This window comes from Gammaproteobacteria bacterium (genome assembly GCA_011375345.1).
Taxonomy (GTDB): domain Bacteria; phylum Pseudomonadota; class Gammaproteobacteria; order DRLM01; family DRLM01; genus DRLM01.
This window is the reverse complement of sequence record DRLM01000053.1, coordinates 1-16,411: the sequence shown is the minus strand read 5'-3', so window position 1 is coordinate 16,411 and position 16,411 is coordinate 1. Positions and strand designations below refer to the sequence as shown.

At 61.5% G+C, this 16,411-nt stretch carries 16 protein-coding genes; 2 read left to right on the top strand and 14 right to left on the bottom strand.

Features of this window, described 5'->3' with window-relative positions; all coding sequences use genetic code 11:
- Positions 1 to 51 precede the first annotated feature (51 nt).
- Positions 52 to 2,913: an excinuclease ABC subunit UvrA gene (uvrA, locus tag ENJ19_03875; GenBank protein HHM04866.1), complete on the top strand. Its 2,862-nt coding sequence runs from the start codon at positions 52 to 54 to the stop codon at positions 2,911 to 2,913.
- Here the strand turns inward: uvrA and ENJ19_03870 are convergent.
- From ENJ19_03870 to raiA, 3 genes are read right to left on the bottom strand one after another with little or no spacing between them, the layout of a single operon-like run.
- Positions 2,903 to 3,619 (bottom strand): DUF72 domain-containing protein, encoded by a 717-nt coding sequence (locus ENJ19_03870; GenBank protein HHM04865.1) that lies wholly within the window; start codon positions 3,617 to 3,619, stop codon positions 2,903 to 2,905. The genes uvrA and ENJ19_03870 overlap by 11 nt on opposite strands.
- A gap of 42 nt (positions 3,620 to 3,661) precedes the next feature.
- On the bottom strand, positions 3,662 to 3,886 hold the full coding sequence (locus tag ENJ19_03865) for a DUF2835 family protein (protein ID HHM04864.1): 225 nt from the start codon (positions 3,884 to 3,886) through the stop codon (positions 3,662 to 3,664).
- 23 nt (positions 3,887 to 3,909) lie between these two features.
- Entirely contained in the window at positions 3,910 to 4,458 is a 549-nt protein-coding gene (gene raiA / locus ENJ19_03860; GenBank protein HHM04863.1) for a ribosome-associated translation inhibitor RaiA, read from the bottom strand.
- Positions 4,459 to 4,682: 224 nt separating this feature from the next.
- Here raiA and ENJ19_03855 point away from each other — a divergent pair, with 224 nt between their 5' ends.
- On the top strand, positions 4,683 to 6,536 hold the full coding sequence (locus tag ENJ19_03855; protein ID HHM04862.1) for a GGDEF domain-containing response regulator: 1,854 nt from the start codon (positions 4,683 to 4,685) through the stop codon (positions 6,534 to 6,536).
- Positions 6,537 to 6,545: 9 nt separating this feature from the next.
- Here ENJ19_03855 and ENJ19_03850 read toward each other — a convergent pair whose 3' ends face one another.
- From ENJ19_03850 to flhF, 11 genes are all read right to left on the bottom strand, one after another.
- A complete protein-coding gene (locus ENJ19_03850; GenBank protein ID HHM04861.1) occupies positions 6,546 to 6,971 on the bottom strand; it encodes a DUF2802 domain-containing protein in 426 nt (141 codons plus the stop codon).
- A complete protein-coding gene (locus tag ENJ19_03845; protein ID HHM04860.1) occupies positions 6,961 to 7,419 on the bottom strand; it encodes a chemotaxis protein CheW in 459 nt (152 codons plus the stop codon). Before ENJ19_03845 ends, ENJ19_03850 begins: the two co-directional genes overlap by 11 nt.
- Positions 7,420 to 7,546: 127 nt before the next feature.
- On the bottom strand, positions 7,547 to 8,194 hold the full coding sequence (locus ENJ19_03840) for a hypothetical protein (protein ID HHM04859.1): 648 nt from the start codon (positions 8,192 to 8,194) through the stop codon (positions 7,547 to 7,549).
- Positions 8,195 to 8,249: 55 nt separating this feature from the next.
- Positions 8,250 to 9,029: a ParA family protein gene (locus tag ENJ19_03835; protein ID HHM04858.1), complete on the bottom strand. Its 780-nt coding sequence runs from the start codon at positions 9,027 to 9,029 to the stop codon at positions 8,250 to 8,252.
- 62 nt (positions 9,030 to 9,091) lie between these two features.
- Complete coding sequence (locus ENJ19_03830; protein ID HHM04857.1) at positions 9,092 to 10,168, bottom strand: chemotaxis response regulator protein-glutamate methylesterase; 1,077 nt, start codon at positions 10,166 to 10,168, stop codon at positions 9,092 to 9,094.
- A 15-nt stretch (positions 10,169 to 10,183) separates the two neighbouring features.
- A complete protein-coding gene (locus ENJ19_03825) occupies positions 10,184 to 12,247 on the bottom strand; it encodes a chemotaxis protein CheA (GenBank protein ID HHM04856.1) in 2,064 nt (687 codons plus the stop codon).
- 72 nt (positions 12,248 to 12,319) lie between these two features.
- The gene (locus ENJ19_03820; protein ID HHM04855.1) at positions 12,320 to 13,069 is read right to left on the bottom strand and encodes a protein phosphatase CheZ; all 750 of its coding nucleotides are present in this window, start codon (positions 13,067 to 13,069) and stop codon (positions 12,320 to 12,322) included.
- Between the two features lie 18 nt (positions 13,070 to 13,087).
- Complete coding sequence (cheY, locus tag ENJ19_03815) at positions 13,088 to 13,489, bottom strand: chemotaxis protein CheY (protein HHM04854.1); 402 nt, start codon at positions 13,487 to 13,489, stop codon at positions 13,088 to 13,090.
- A 62-nt stretch (positions 13,490 to 13,551) separates the two neighbouring features.
- Positions 13,552 to 14,262 carry an RNA polymerase sigma factor FliA gene (locus tag ENJ19_03810; GenBank protein HHM04853.1) on the bottom strand — a complete coding sequence of 237 codons (711 nt, stop codon included), beginning with the start codon at positions 14,260 to 14,262 and terminating at the stop codon, positions 13,552 to 13,554.
- A 41-nt stretch (positions 14,263 to 14,303) separates the two neighbouring features.
- Positions 14,304 to 15,140, bottom strand: coding sequence for a MinD/ParA family protein (locus tag ENJ19_03805; protein ID HHM04852.1), 837 nt, complete (start codon positions 15,138 to 15,140; stop codon positions 14,304 to 14,306).
- Positions 15,141 to 15,267: 127 nt separating this feature from the next.
- The coding region (gene flhF, locus ENJ19_03800; protein ID HHM04851.1) for a flagellar biosynthesis protein FlhF at positions 15,268 to 16,411 on the bottom strand (1,144 nt) is incomplete at its 5' end.

Below are 16,411 nucleotides of genomic sequence, written 5' to 3'. Positions count from 1 at the left end.
CCCCGCCCCCTTTTTCAAAGGGGGGCACAAAAAGACGAGAAGAGCGACTCGATGGACAGCATTCACATACGCGGCGCCCGCACCCACAATTTGCAAAACGTTGATCTGGACCTGCCCCGTGACCGGCTGATTGTCATCACCGGCCTGTCGGGCTCGGGCAAGTCGTCCCTGGCCTTCGACACCATTTATGCCGAGGGCCAGCGGCGCTACGTGGAATCCCTGTCCAGCTATGCCCGCCAGTTTTTGTCCATGATGGAAAAACCGGACGTGGACCACATCGAGGGCCTCTCCCCCGCCATTTCCATAGAGCAGAAGTCCACCTCCCACAACCCCCGTTCCACCGTGGGCACGGTGACGGAGATCTACGACTACCTGCGCCTGCTGTTCGCCCGTGCCGGCGAGCCCCGCTGCCCGGACCACAACACGGTATTGGAAGCCCAGACCGTGAGCCAGATGGTGGATCAGATTCTGGACCTGCCAGCAGGCAGCAAAATGATGCTGCTGGCCCCCGTGGTTCAGGACCGCAAGGGCGAGCATCTGAAACTGCTGGACGATTTGCGCATGCAGGGCTTCGTGCGGGCACGCATCGACGGCGAGGTGTTTGAGCTGGACGATCCGCCCAAGCTGGATCTGCGCCGCAAACACAGCATCGAAGTGGTGGTGGACCGCTTCAAGGTGCGGCCCGACATCCAGCAACGGCTGGCGGACTCCGTGGAAACCGCGCTGCGCCTCAGCGAAGGGCTGGTGAAGGTGGCTTTCATCAACGCGGACGAAGGCGCGGAGCTGCTGTTCTCCTCCCGCTATGCCTGCCCCCATTGCGGCTACAGCCTGTCGGAGCTGGAACCCCGCTTATTCTCGTTCAACAACCCCGCCGGCGCCTGCCCCGACTGCGACGGCTTAGGGGTACATCAATTCTTCGATCCCGAGCGGGTGGTGGTTGACCCCGGCCTGAGCCTGGCTGGCGGCGCGGTGCGCGGCTGGGACCGGCGCAATGCCTACTATTTCCAGTTGTTGAAATCCCTGGCCAGGCACTACGGCTTCGACATCGAAAAGCCCTTCGGCAAGCTGCGCAAAAAAGTGCGGGAAGTGGTGCTGTACGGCAGCGGCGAGGAGGTCATCACATTCAACTACGTCTCGGAACGGGGCGTGCGATCCCGGCGCACCCACCCCTTCGAGGGCATCATCCCTAATATGCAGCGGCGCTACCGGGAAACGGAATCCAACCTGGTGCGGGAAGAACTGACCAAATACATGAGCACCCGCCCCTGTCCCGGCTGCAATGGCACCCGCTTGCGGCGTGCAGCACGTCATGTCTACCTCGCCGGGCTGAGCTTGCCCGAAGTGACGGCGCTGTCCATCGCAGGCGCCCACGAGTTTTTCCGCACCCTGCTGCTGCCGGGCCGGCGCGGCAAAATCGCGGCCAAGATTTTGAAGGAAGTGGACGAACGGCTCGGCTTTTTAGTCAACGTAGGCCTGGATTATCTCAGCCTGGACCGTGCCGCCGACACCCTCTCCGGCGGCGAAGCCCAGCGCATTCGCCTGGCCAGCCAGATCGGAGCGGGGCTGGTGGGGGTGATGTACGTGCTGGACGAGCCCTCCATCGGCCTGCACCAGCGCGACAACCAGCGCCTGCTGGACACCCTGCAACGGCTGCGCGACCTGGGCAACACCGTCATCGTGGTGGAGCACGACGAAGACGCCATCAAGGCGGCGGATCATGTGGTGGACATGGGTCCGGGCGCGGGGGTGCACGGCGGCCGGGTGGTGGCGCAAGGGACGCCGCAGGCGGTGATGGCGAATCCGGCCTCCCTTACCGGCCAGTATCTGTCGGGCAAGCTGTGCATCGCCGTGCCCGCCACACGCACCCGGGCGGATGCCGGCAGACAACTGATCATCCGCGGTGCCACAGGCAACAATCTGAAAAACGTCGATGTCGCCATCCCCGTGGGTTTGATGACATGTGTCACCGGGGTGTCCGGCTCCGGCAAGTCCACCCTGGTCAACGACACCTTGTACCGCCACGCCGCCCGTACCCTCTACGGCAGCGGCGACGAGCCGGCACCCTGCACCAAAATCGCAGGGCTGGATCTGTTCGACAAAGTGATCAACATCGACCAAAGCCCCATCGGCCGCACGCCGCGTTCCAACCCGGCCACGTACACCGGCCTGTTCACCCCCATCCGCGAGCTGTTCGCCGGCACCCAGGAAGCACGGGCCCGGGGCTATTCACCCGGCCGCTTCAGCTTCAACGTCAAAGGCGGCCGCTGCGAAGCCTGCCAGGGTGACGGTGTGATCAAAGTGGAAATGCACTTTCTGCCGGACGTGTACGTGCCCTGCGATGTGTGCAAAGGCCAACGCTACAACCGCGAGACCCTGGAAATCCGTTTCAAGGGGAAAAATATCTTTGAGGTGCTGAATCTCACAGTGGAAGACGCGCTGGCATTCTTCGACGCCGTGCCGGTGGTAAAAAACAAGCTGCGGACGCTGATGGACGTGGGCCTGAGTTACATTCGCCTGGGGCAAAATGCCACCACCCTGTCGGGCGGTGAAGCCCAACGGGTGAAACTGTCCCGCGAACTGTCCAAGCGCAGCACGGGACGCACACTGTATATTCTCGACGAACCCACTACCGGCCTGCACTTTCACGACATCCGGCAACTGCTGCACGTGCTGCACCGGCTGCGGGACCAGGGCAACACCATTGTCGTCATTGAACACAATCTGGATGTCATCAAAACGGCGGACTGGATTGTGGACCTGGGCCCCGAAGGGGGTGACAAGGGTGGCACCGTCATCGCCAGCGGCACTCCGGAAGACATCGCCGCCGCGGGGTGCTCTTACACAGGCCGATTCCTGCAAACACTGCTGGACGGCAACCAAAGGGCGCCTCGCGCGAACGACTCTATGCCCTGAGCAGCGCCCGCAAAGAGCGCGCATCCGCCACCGCGTGAGCCGATTCATCATTGTCAAAATAACAATACACGTCCCGGCCGTCCGCCAGGCACTGCCGTGCAAATGCCGCCCAGGGCCTCAGGCCCTGTTCACCATAGCGGCCGCAATAGGCTGCACCCGGTCCGTGCAAACGCAGATATACAAAATCGGCCGTCACGGCAAAGGGGGCGCTGCGGCCGGCAAGATCAAACACACAAAACGCCATACCGTAGCGCTGGAGCAGGCGGCAGACCTCCCCCCGGTGCCAGGACGCATCGCGAAATTCAAAGGCATAACGCCGACCCGGGGGCAGCCGGCGGACAAAGGCCTGCAGGCGCCCGGTGTTGCAGCGCCAGCGCGGCGGGAGCTGAAACAGAACCGGTCCGAGTTTGTCCTTGAGATGCGCCGCCCGCTCCAGAAACAAACGGGCGGCGCCGTGAGCCTTGTGCAGTTTTTTCTGATGGGTGATGTAGCGGCTGGCCTTGACGGCAAAAACAAAACCCGGCGGCGTGGCATTGCACCAGCGGGAAAACGTCTCCGCAACGGGCAGACGGTAAAAAGAATGATTGATTTCAACCGTGTCGAATTCGCGGGCATAATAAGCTAGGCGGTCGTCGGGCCGCAGCCTGGCGGGATAGTAAACACCGTGCCAATGCGCATAGGACCAGCCCGAGGTGCCCACGCGCAAACAGGCCCCAGGACCGGCACCGGTCACTCAAGCCTCCTGGCTTCAGCGTTGAAGGCGCCGGATATCAACCAGGCGCCGGTTCTGGTCGAACTCAATTTCAAACCACCCGTAGATCCCCTCATGCCCGACAAAGGGTCGCAGGACCGCGGCCGGAAATTCGATTCTCCGGCCGTCGGCCGCCACCACACTCACCGCGCGCGCGGCACCTTGATAGTAGGCGAGATAATCGTCCGCGGGAATACTCAAATGGAAGCGGACCAGCGACACGATGCCCCCCACCAGCCCCAGGCTTAGGCTAACACCTTCACGCTGCTGGCCTGAGGCCCTTCATCACCAGTGCTTTCGCTGAAGCTGACATAAGCGCCCACGGAAAGCTCAGCAAAACTCAGATTGATCAAGCTGTTTTTATGAAAGTAGATACGCCGGCCTTCCAGGGTTTCTATGGTGCCATAGTGTTGCTCGGGGAAGAGTTCAGCGACCCGCCCCTGGGGTGCCGACTCATGATGCTTGACCCGGCGCTGGCGCCGTTGACTGCGCTCCTCCAACTGGCGCCTGGCAGCATCGAAGGCATCGCGGATCGCCACGTAGACATCTTCATGCGCATGGCTCACGGCGGGGTCACGGCTTACCGCGATCTCACCACCCGGCACGGTAACATCGATACGGACATGATACACATTGCCCTGCTGGCGGCGCCGGGTCATGGCCTCCACCACGATACGGCATGCGATGATCTGATCGAAACAGCGCTCCAGTTTTTCCACTTTGTTTTTGATATTTTCTTCCATGGCTGGCGAACCCTCCATATTGCGGAAGGTGATCTGCAATGGCAACTTCATAGCGTGTCTCTCCCCTGAAACGGTACCTCCCCTGTAATCATAGACGATTGGCGGCATACCCGAACTCGTGACGGGGACAACGAACTTTGTCCAACAGCTTGTTGAAAAAGGCCGGGAAAGCCCTTTTCAACACCCTGCTAAAGTTGCCGGTCCCCGGCGCCGATAAGGGATAGGCGCCCAACGAACATAATAACTCGTTGTAATCACATAATATTTCCCGAGCCATGCCGCAGCAAGCCAACACCCCTGAGGGCAACACCGGCCAGCGCGCCAAACGAGCCGGCCTGCTCGGCAGCAGCGCCGCCAAGTTTGAATCGTTGCAGCAAATGCGCGTGTTGGTGGTCGACGACATCGACGACAATGTCGATTTGCTGAAGTCTTTGTTGCGCCGCAGTGGTTTCACCAACCTGGTCACCGCACACAGCGGCAAAGAAGCGCTGGTGCTGCTGCAAGAATGCCGCAGCGAGGGCCTGAGCGCCGTCGATGCAGTATTGACGGACATCATGATGCCGGGGATGAGTGGTCACGAACTGTGCCGCATCATCCGCGCCACCGAAGAATGGGAAGACATTCCGGTCATCATGATCACCGCCAACAGCGCCTGGCAGGAAGAGGTGGTGCGCCACAGCTACGAGGCCGGTGCCACCGATATCATGTTCAAACCGGTCCGCAAGGTTGATCTCGTCCCGCGGGTGATTTCAGCGCTGGCGCTCAAGCAAGAACGCGATCTCAGAAAAAACAAAGAGCGCCAGCTGGAGGCGGAACTGGCGGAACGCCGCATTATGGAAGCGAGGCTGCAACACCTGGTGGGTCACGACGACCTGACCGGCTTGTGCAACCGCAGGCGGCTGGAGCAGCAACTGGAAGTGGCAGTGTTCAGGGCAAGGAAACAACAGCAGCACAGCGCCCTGCTGTACATAGACCTGGACCAGTTCAAACTGATCAATGACTCAGAAGGCCACATCACCGGAGACCGTCTGCTGGTCGATGTGGGCAATCTGCTTCGCCGGCAGTGCAGCCCCCGGGGCCTGGTGGCCAGAATCAGCGCCGATGAGTTCGCCGTCCTGTACATGGATATCTCCGAGCACGACGCCCTGGAAACCGCCGACGCCCTGAGAAAATCCATGGACACCTTTCGCTTTGTCACCGACAACCGTCACTACCATATCGGCGCCAGTATCGGCGTGTCGGTGGTACGTCCCGGGGACATTTGCAGCGGCAGCGAAATACTGGCCCGCGCGGACGAAGCCTGTTTCGTCGCCAAAACCAACGGCAGGAACATGGTCCATCTGTTCAGTGCAGAGGACCAGGCCATGGCCACGTTGCGCAATGCCATTCAATGGGTGCCCCGCATCCGTGAGGCCCTGGCCAACAATAAATTCAAACTCGTGTTCCAACCGGTGTTGGACCTGCGCACCAATACCGTGAGCCGCTATGAAACCCTGATCCGGATGACGGCTGACGACGGCTCGCTCATCTCCCCCGGGCAGTTCATCCCCGTGGCTGAACACATGGGGCTGATCCACGACATCGATTCATGGGTGGTGTCAAGCTCCATTGACGTATTGAGCAAGACGGACCGTTCGTCCCCCCCCCTGGGCCTGAATATCAATTTGTCCGGCCATGCATTTCAAGACCGCAAGCTGTTGCCGCTGGTAAAAAGGAAGCTGGAGGAAACCGGCGTTGACGGCGGCAGAATCACCTTCGAAATCACTGAAACCGCAGCCATGAGCAATCTTTCCCAGACCAGGGACATGATCACGCGCCTGCGCCAGCTGGGCTGCCGGTTCGCCCTGGACGATTTTGGATCCGGATTCAGCTCCTTCAGCTATCTGAAGGAATTTCCCGTTGACGATCTCAAGATCGACGGCTCATTCATCACCAATCTGATCAATGACCCCGTCGACCAGACACTGGTGAAATCCATCATCGCCATCGCACGCACGCTCAATAAACGGGTGGTGGCGGAATTTGTGGAAAACGCGGAGGTGTTGCGGGTGCTCAAGGATTACGGCGCGGATTACGCCCAGGGCTATTTCATCGGCCGGCCCAGCGACACTCTGCTGCCGGCGCAATAAGCCACCGGGCTAGTGTTCCTGACTGCGGTGTACGTGCAATAACAACTCCGCCTCGCCCCGGGCCAGACCGCAGTGATCGACCAGCTCATCCACCTGCGCCCCCTTGCGCGCCAGGCGTATGGCATGATCGTAAATCTGTTTGTCCGGTTCGTACAGGTCCAAGCGGTCCTGACGCTCCACCAGGAGACGGTATTTCCGCTCCAGCGTCTCCAGGTGCAAACCCATGTTCCTGGCACCGGTACACAGCGCCTTGATGTCCGCCCGCAGCGCTTCCAGCGCCCGCAAATCAGGTGCGGATGCCCGGTCAAGGCGGCGCCTGGCCGCCACCAAGGCTGCGAGCAGAGCGATGTCAATGAGTACCAGCACAGTAATCAGAAACATAAACATGGAATACTCTGACGGTAAGCTGAGATGCCCGGCCGGGCTAGAATTCATCCTCCCCCAGGAATTTTTCCAGATCGATCATAATCAGCAGGTGACCGTCGCGGTTGCAGACCCCCGACACAAAACGGCTGCTTTCATCGGTACCCACGCTGGGGGCGCCTTCGATCTGGGAGTCGCGCACATAGGCCACCTCGGCCACGCTGTCGACCAACAGGCCCACCACTCTTTCGTTGCTGTCTATCACCACGATGCGAGACAGATCATCGATTTCCTTGGGCATCAGGCCAAAGCGGCTGCGGGTGTCGATCACGGTCACCACATTGCCACGCAGATTGATGATGCCGATGACAAAGGGCGGCGCTCCCGGAACCGGTGAGATTTCGCTGACTCTAAGGACTTCCTGCACTTGCAATACGTCTATGCCATACGTCTCTTCATCAAGCCTGAATGTGACCCACTGAGAAACCGTGTCGTTGACGGCAGGTTCTGACTGACCCATAGCTCACCTTCGCGTTGGTAACCGGTTCTGCGCGCGTCATAGGGTTGACGCCACACACTGTGCACAACGGGAATTGCACGAAGCGTGCCATCGAAATGACGCCGGCGGGGAAAAAACAAATCAGTGCTCAGCTCACGGGAGCTGGCAACGCTGTCAGATCGTATTGACGCAGTGCCTCGGCATCGAGGATGGCAAACTTGCGCTCCCTGTCCGCACCCGCCAGCCACCGCCGGCCGGTGCGCTCGCTGCGCCAGATGACCTTGTGTTGATCCACGGTCACCGCGGCCAGCACTTTGTCGCACAGCAATGCCAGGCCCTGCCTCGTCACGACGAAAGACGGGGGTGCCGTGCCCGCTGCCAGCGTTTGCCGCCGTCCGGCGCCAATGAGCTGCGCGGTATCCACCACCCTCAGCACACCCCACTTTGAGTTGTAGCTGCCGCGCCCGCCATCCTTGCCCGTTTTTTGTTCCGTTAAATCCGCATGCCGGGCAATGCCCACCACGTCTGCCTCATCAACGGCCAGGCACAGCCCGGCCACAAGAAACATCTGATAAATACCCCCCCCGTCGCCGTCCGTCCGGGCGGATGTCGCAGGTTCATGAGCGCTGTTTGACGCCGGCCCCGGCGGTTCCGGCTCATGGTCAGCCTCAACACCGCAGCGATCCGGTGACTCCGCCGACGCTCCTGCACCCGGTTTGCCGGAGTCATGACCGTCCATCAGTTGACCGAAATAGGACGCCAAGGCTTCGTTTTCTTCCAAGAGTGACTCGTTCATCTTCGATCACTGTCCAGGCAGGGCACGCGCTCTGTTGACACCGGCCAGCAATCCGTCAGCAGGCCCCGGCGCACTGGGATTCTGCTTCCAGCAGGCAGTCCATCAGCGCTCTGTAGGCCAGGGCGCCCTTGGATCTTTCCTGCATCACCGGCAGCGGACAGACACGCTCGCTGGCCTCGCGAAACAGGGTATCCACCGGTATCACCAGATCCCACAGCTTATCGCCATAACACTCGCGCAGCGTGTGCAACGTCCGTTTTGACGCCCGTGTCCGGGGGTCATATTGACTGGCGATGATCAGGTAAGACAGCGGCCTTGGCCGCGCCTTGCTGATCATGCCCACCGTGCGAATCATGCGCTCCAGCCCTTTCAGCGCCAGGAATTCTGTCTGCACCGGTATGATGAGTTGGTCTGCCGCCGCCAGCGCATTGACCATCAAGATGCCAAGTGTGGGCGGGCAGTCCAGGATCACGTAGTCGAATTCGTCCCGCCAAAACGCCAGGTTGCGGTGCAGCACATGCCCCTTGCCCCTGGTGGCACCCAACTGCCGATCCAGAGTCGCCAGTGCCGGCGATGCAGGAATCAGCCGCAAATGCGGCACGGCCGTATCCACAACCAGGGCTTGCGGCATCGACCGCTGCTCACCAAACAAGGCGTAGCTGCTGCACGCCACCGTATCAGGATCCACACCACACCAGACGCTCAAAGAACCGTGAGGATCCAGGTCCACCAACAGCGTACGGGCGCCCTGCTTGGCCAGCCAGGCGCCGAGGCTCACCGCGGTGGTCGTTTTCCCAACGCCACCTTTCTGATTCGCCACGGACCAAACACGCATAGCCCGACCCCCCTACAGCGGGACACCGCGCGCCCGGGCCGGCCGTATCCGCATACCGTGTCTCATCGGCAGCCGTCTTGACAGAACACGGACACCAGCGCGGCGCCAATGTCCTGCAAGGCCAGTGTCTTATCAGCCAGTCCCGCCGCCGCCACGGCATGCGGCATGCCGTAGACCACGCTGGATTGTTCGTCCTGCGTCCACACCAGCCCCCCGCGGGACTTCAGGGCCGCGGCGCCCGCGCAACCGTCGGCACCCATGCCGGTCAAAATGATGGCCAGGGCACGGCCGTTGTGATGCAGGGCCAGGGATGACAAAGTCACATCTATGCTGGGTCTGTATGCCGTGTCGATTTTGTTTTCTGATATCAGCGCGATACCGTTACCGCCGACTTTCTGAACGACCAGTTGTTTCCCGCCCGGCGCCAGCAAGGCGCAGCCAGGCACCAGTCTGTCACCCTGCTCCGCCTCCTTGACATGAATCCGGCTCATCTTGTCCAGCCGGTCCGCGAACGGACCGGTGAAGGCGCCGGGCATGTGCTGCACAATCACAACAGGCAGGGGAAAATCACGGGGCAGCGCCGGAAGAATGTGCTGCAGGGCCGCGGGGCCGCCGGTGGAGGCACCGATGAGCAGGATGTCGGTATTGCGCACCGAAGCGCGCTCACCGTCCCGCTGGCACGCTGGCACCGGCGTCACCGGGACCGCCGTGCGCGCGCTCCTGAACCTTGCCGCCCCTGCACTTCTCCGGGCAATGCTCAATATCCGCGCACACAGCAACCCGGTCACTTCGTTGTGGACATCGCTTATCGCCTCGAACCGTTTGGGCAGGAAATCCACCGCGCCGGCATCAAGGGCATCCAGGGTGGCCTGGGCCCCTGCGCTGGTCAGGCTGGAGAACATCAGAATGGGAACAGGGTCGCGGGCCATGATACGGCGCACTGCGGTGATACCGTCCATCACCGGCATTTCCACGTCCATGGTGATCACGTCGGGACGGAGCGTGTGGGCTTTCTCTATGGCTTCCTCCCCGTCTTCCGCCGTGGCGATCACGTGCAAAGACGGATGGCTCTCAATCATGGCGCTGACCCGCTTGCGAAAGAAGCTCGAGTCATCGACCACCAGGACCCTGATCGGCATGAGTCTGCACGGCCCCTACATGCGCGCGGCATAGCCCGACATCAGGCTGGGCATATCCAGTATCAACGCAATACGTCCATCTCCGGTAATGGTCGCCCCCGCCAGGCCGGGCGTGCCCTGAAGCAGGGCACCCAGGGGTTTGATGACGACTTCTTCCTGGGCAATGAGCTGATCGACCACGCAGGCGATCTGCCGGTCGCCGATCTGCACCACCACGACATACCCCGCCGCACCATCGTCGGGCCCTGCATTCTGTACCAACCACTTGCGCAGATAAAACAAGGGCAGGGTGTGCTCGCGGATGACCGCCACCTGCTGGCCGTCCACCACGCTGGTCTGGGCGGAATCCATTTGAATGATTTCGCTGACATTGGCCAGCGGCAAAGCAAAGATCTGCCGGTCCAGCATGACCATCAGGGTGGGCACGATGGCCAGGGTGAGCGGCAGTTTGACCTTGATTTTGCTGCCGCGGCCCAGCTCAGAATCGATTTCCACGCTGCCGTTGAGCTGGGTGATACGGGTTTTCACCACATCCATGCCCACACCGCGGCCGGACACGTCCGAGATCTCTGTTTTCGTGGAGAATCCGGGGTGGAAAATGAGGTTGTAACACTCCTTGTCGTCCAGGCGCGCGGCGCTGTCGGCATCGAGCAAACCTTTCTCCACCGCTTTTTCCCGCAAGCGGTTCGCGTCCATGCCCGCCCCGTCATCCTCGATGGTCAGCAGAATGTGATCACCCTCCTGGCATGCCGACAACAACACATTGCCCACTCTGTCCTTGCCCGCGGCCTCCCGCACATCAGGCGTTTCAATGCCATGATCCACCGCATTGCGCACCAGATGCACCAAGGGGTCCGCCAGGGCCTCCACCAGATTTTTGTCCAGGTCGGTTTCTTCTCCCACCACTTCCAGATTGATCTCTTTGCCCAGGCTGCGGGAAAGATCGCGCACCACCCGGGGAAAACGTCCGAACACTTTTTTGATGGGCTGCATGCGCGTTTTCATTACGGCGCTTTGCAGATCGGCAGTGACCAAATCCAGATTGGCGACCGCCTTGGCGATTTCGTCGTCTTCCATGGACGATTTCAAGGTCGCCATGCGGTTACGCACCAGCACCAGCTCGCCCACCAGATTCATGATGTCGTCCAGCCGCCTGGTGTCCACCCGAACGGTGGTCTCCGCCTGCGTGCCCCCACCGTCCTTGAACAGCGGCTTGCGGCCCGCAGGTTTTTCCGGGCTTGGAGCCGGAACGGCCGATGGCGGCGGGCTGGGCGCCGCCGCTGCGGGCGGTGGTCCATCCCGGGCCGCGTCGGCAAGGGGGGCTGCCGCCGGCTCCGCGGGAGCAGGCGCGGGCGCCGCCTTGGCGGCCGGAGCCGGACCGTGCAACTGGTCCAACAGCGCTTCGAACTCTTCTTCCGTGATGTCGTCCGACCCGCTGGCGGGAGCTGCGGCGTCAGGCTGGGCATCAGGCCGGGCGGCCGGCACCGCGCCGTGCAGTTCATCCAGCAGCGCCTCGAATTCCTCCTCGGTGATGTCGTCGCTGGCAGGTCCGCTCGCGGCCTCATCAGCCGCAGGCGCATCGTCCACCGCATCCAGCATGGCATCAAACGCCGCATCGGCAGGATCCGCTTCCGACGCGGACGCTGCGGGCGCCTCCTCCGCCGGGGCGGGCGCGGCGGCCCGGGGTCCGGTGCCGGCGGCCTGGGTGTAGTCCTCCAGCGTCTTGAGCAAAGCAGGATCGGCGGGCTCGGGCTGTTCGCCGTTTCGCACGGCATCCATCATGACGTTCACCACGTCGACCACCTTGAACACCACGTCCATCAGGTCCGCGTCAACCTGGCGCTGACCCTGGCGCAATACGTTAAACACGTCTTCCGCGCGGTGGCACACCTCGACCAGGGGAACAATGCTGAGAAACCCCGCCCCACCCTTGACGGTATGAAAACCGCGAAAAACCGCGTTCAATATGTCAGGATCGTCGGGGCACTGCTCCAGGCCAATGAGCTGCTCGCCCAGCTGCTCGAGGATTTCTCCGGCCTCAACCAGGAAATCCTGAAGAATGTCGTCGTCGGCATCCATAAATTCAAACCGTTCCTTCAGGCACTGCCTGTGGGCAGCGCGCACCTGAGCGTAGCCGCTATTCCCGCAAAGCTAAAATCCCAGGCTGGAGAGCAAATCGTCCACCTCGTCCTGGCCGTCCACATAGCCGTCACCATCCGCCCTGGCCACCCGCGGCCCGCAGGCGGTGATGTCGCGCTGGTGCCTGGCAACGGGTTCAGGGCGGGGGCCGGCCTGCTCACCGGTGGCACGAATCAAGCCCACCAGACTGGTTTCCAAATCCTGAACGAGATTGATCACCCGCTTGATCACCTGGCCGGTCAGGTCCTGAAAATCCTGCGCCAGCAGCATTTCCGACAAATGACCGTGCAGGATCACGGCGTTGGATGTCGTGGAATTCAAAAACGCGTCGATCTCCCGCGTCATGGTGCGAAAATCATCCACGGTCATGTCCCGGGACTGGAATTTGCGCCATTTTTCGAGCAACTCTTTGGACTGCTGCTCCAGATCGGCCGCCACCGGCAAGCTGGCTTCCACTTCGTTCAACACGCGGTTGGCGGCCTGCTCGGTGATGGTGATGACGTAGTTCAAGCGTTCCTTGGCATCGGGTATTTCATTTTCTGCCAGGGCCACCACTTTGTCGTCCGAGCTGAAGGTGGACAGCGTTTCGTGCAGGCCCCGGGTCAGCTTGCCGATTTCCTGATACAGGCTGCCTTCCTGTTCCTTGATAAAGGCCGCCACCCGCTGTTGCGCCTCTTCAGCGGACACGTTTTCGATCTGTTCCAGCAGCGACCGCAGTTGCGCCCGACAATCGCCAGCCAGCTTTACGTCAGTGGAATCCATTGAGCACTCTCCCAGTTGTCAGGCGGATTTGGCGGTCGCTTCGATGCGCTCGAATATCTTTTCTATCTTTTCCTTCAGGGTGACCGCGGTAAAGGGTTTGACGATATAGCCGTTCACACCGGCCTGGGCGGCCTCCACAATCTGATCTCTTTTGGACTCTGCGGTCACCATCAACACCGGCAGACTCGCCAGTTTGGGATCTTTGCGCACGGCCTTGAGCAAATCGATGCCCTGCATCCCCGGCATGTTCCAGTCGGTCACGAGGAAATCAAAGTTGCCCGCTTGCAGCATGGGCAGGGCCGTATTACCGTCGTCGGCCTCGGCAGTGTTGTTGAAACCCAGATCACGCAGCAGATTTTTGATGATCCGCCGCATGGTGGAGAAATCATCCACAATCAGTATTTTCATGTTCTTGTCCAAGGTCACCTCCTCGGCGCACTTCCACCAATAAACAATGTCTCGCGGCCGTTTGCGCCCGGCATCTAGTTTCCGTCGGGATTCAGCCAGCGGCCCAGACGGGCCTGCAGCCGGATCAAGGCCTGGCTGTGTATCTGACTGACCCGCGATTCACTGACACCGATGACGGCGCCGATTTCCCGCAGATTCAGTTCTTCGTCGTAGTAAAGCGTCATCACCAGACGCTCCCGGTCGGGCAGGCTGAGTATGGCTTCGCTGAGGCTCTTCTTGAAATCATCGTTTTGCACACCGTCATCGGGGCCAGGGGAACGGTCGGACAGCTGCGAGGCAACGGCTTCATCATCCACCCCCATGTCATCGAAGCTCATGACGAGGTAGCCGCTGGCGTCCTGGAGGGTTTGGTGATATTCGTCCAGGGTCATACCCAGTTCCGATGCCACTTCATGATCCCGGGCATCGCGCCGCTCGCGGCTTTCGATCTGGCGCACGGCGTCGGCGACCTTGCGCGCCTTGCGGTGCACGGACCGCGGCGCCCAGTCGTTGCGGCGGATTTCATCCAGCATGGCGCCGCGGATGCGTATTCCGGCGTAGGTCTCGAAACTCGCCCCCTGACCCGAGTCATAATTGCGCGCCGCTTCCAGCAGGCCGATCATGCCCGCCTGGATCAAGTCGTCCGCCTGGACGCTGGGAGGCAGACGGCTCATCAGATGGTAGGCGATCCGCTTGACCAGCGGCGCATGCCGGGTGACAAGATCATCCTGATCGATATAGCTCATCGCAACACCACGTTTCTTGACGGCGGACTGCGCTGCGGCACTCATAGTGACGCCTCCATTTCCTGACTGCTTTGAATCAACCGCTCTACAAAGAACTCCACATGACCACCCGCGGCGCGCGGCACGGGCCATTTATCGGCCTTTGCCGCCAGATTCTTGAACGCGGTCGCAGATTTGCTGCGGGGAAAAGCTTCCACCACGGCGCGTTGCCGCTGCACAGCCTTGCGCAGATATTCATCGTAGGGAACGGCTCCCATGAATTCCAGTTGGGCATCGAGAAAGCGGTCGGTCACGATCTGCAGTTTGGCAAAAAGTTCGCGGCCCTCTTGCAGGCTGTCCACCATATTGGCCAGCACCCGAAAGCGGTAAACACCGTGGTCTTTGTTGAGCAGCTTGATGGTGGCGTAGGCGTCGGTGATGGAGGTGGGCTCGTCGCACACGACCACAATCACCTCCTGGGCCGCGCGGCTGAACGTCACCACGCTGGGAGAGATGCCCGCCGCGGTATCGATTACCATCACATCGAGGGTATGGCCCAGTTCACTGAAGGCCCGAATCAGGCCGGCGTGTTCCATGGCGCTGAGTTCCGCCATGGACTGAATGCCCGAGGTGGCGGGCACCACGCGCACGCCGGCAGGCCCGGTGAGAATGATTTCTTCCAAAGTGCGATGACCGTCGAGCACATCGGCCAGGGTGTGGCTGGGATGCAAACCCAGCATCACGTCCACATTGGCCAGTCCCAGGTCTGCGTCCATCAACACCACCCGCTGACCCGCCAGCGCCATGGCGACGGACAGGTTCACCGAGACGTTGGTTTTTCCCACACCGCCCTTGCCGCTGGTCACCGCAATCACCCGAACCGGGTGCGGCTGCACCATGTTTCGCAGACTTGCTGCTTGGTCCACCTGGGGCCTCGCCTGCATGGTTCACCGTCCTCCTGCCACAGCGGTCCGCCAACGCGCGCCGAGCGGGTACATCATTGGAATGACAAATGGGAACACCGGCTCAATGTGCACTGCTCGCCGCCCTCCCCACAAGAAAAGGTATGCTGTCGTCGTCAATGGGCACGCCGCCCTGTTCCAGCAGCACCAGGGCCCGGCTGACCAGGTTCTCCGCCCGGGCACGATGGAGATCCTCGGGCACACGCTGGCCGTCGCTGACGTAGACAACGGGCAGCTGCTCCCGCACCACGGTGTCCAGCGCACCGCCCAACTGGCCGGCTTCGTCCAGCTTGGTGAGCACGCAGCCGTCCAGCCTGACACGCTGAAATGCTTTGGCCGCCTCTTCCAGGCTTTGCGGGGATGTGCTGGCCGCCAGAACCAGCAGGGTCTTGAGTTTCCTGCCCGCGCCGCGCAACACGGAAAGCTGTTCCGACAAACGGATATCCCGCTGACTCATGCCGGCGGTGTCCACCAGCACCACGTCCTTGTCGGCCATCTCGTCCAGGGCACTGCGCAATTCCCGGCCGCTGGCCACAACCCGCACGGGGATGTCCAGCAGACGGCCGTAGGTGCGCAACTGTTCGTGGGCACCGACGCGGTAGTTGTCAGTGGTGACCAATGCGATGTGGCGGACCCCGCGCCGGAGGGCGTAGCGCGCCGCAAGCTTGGCCACCGTCGTGGTTTTACCCACCCCGGTGGGGCCCACCAGGGCGATCACCCCCCCCTCATCCAGGGCATCTTCCCCGGCAGTGGGCAACTTGGCGGAAAGATGAGACACGGCGGCGCGCCAGGCGGCGTCGTTATCGCGCACGCCCTCGGCCACTGCCGCCAGTTCGCGGGCGGTGACATCACTCAGGCCGAGGCTCAAGGCCCGCTTCAAGACGTGGGCCTGAGAGGGTGAGCGGCGGCGGGTTTCGCCCCAGGCCATGGCATTGAGCTGGTTCTCCATGTACCCACGCAGGCTTTTGAGTTCCTCACGCATTTCCACTAGCAAGGGGTCTTGACTCCATTCCACCCGGCTGCCCCCTCCCGCTGTCGGCGCCATTGCCGGCTCCTGCTCAGGGACATTGTCACCGAAATACGCCTGCCTTATCTGTCCGGTTTTGTCGGCCGGTACCCGACCGGCAGGCTGGGCTTGTTGTTTGTTCTTGTCGGCGGGTCCGGGGATTTTGTTAAACAGCTTTTCGTCATAGTCTGTCGCCGCGACG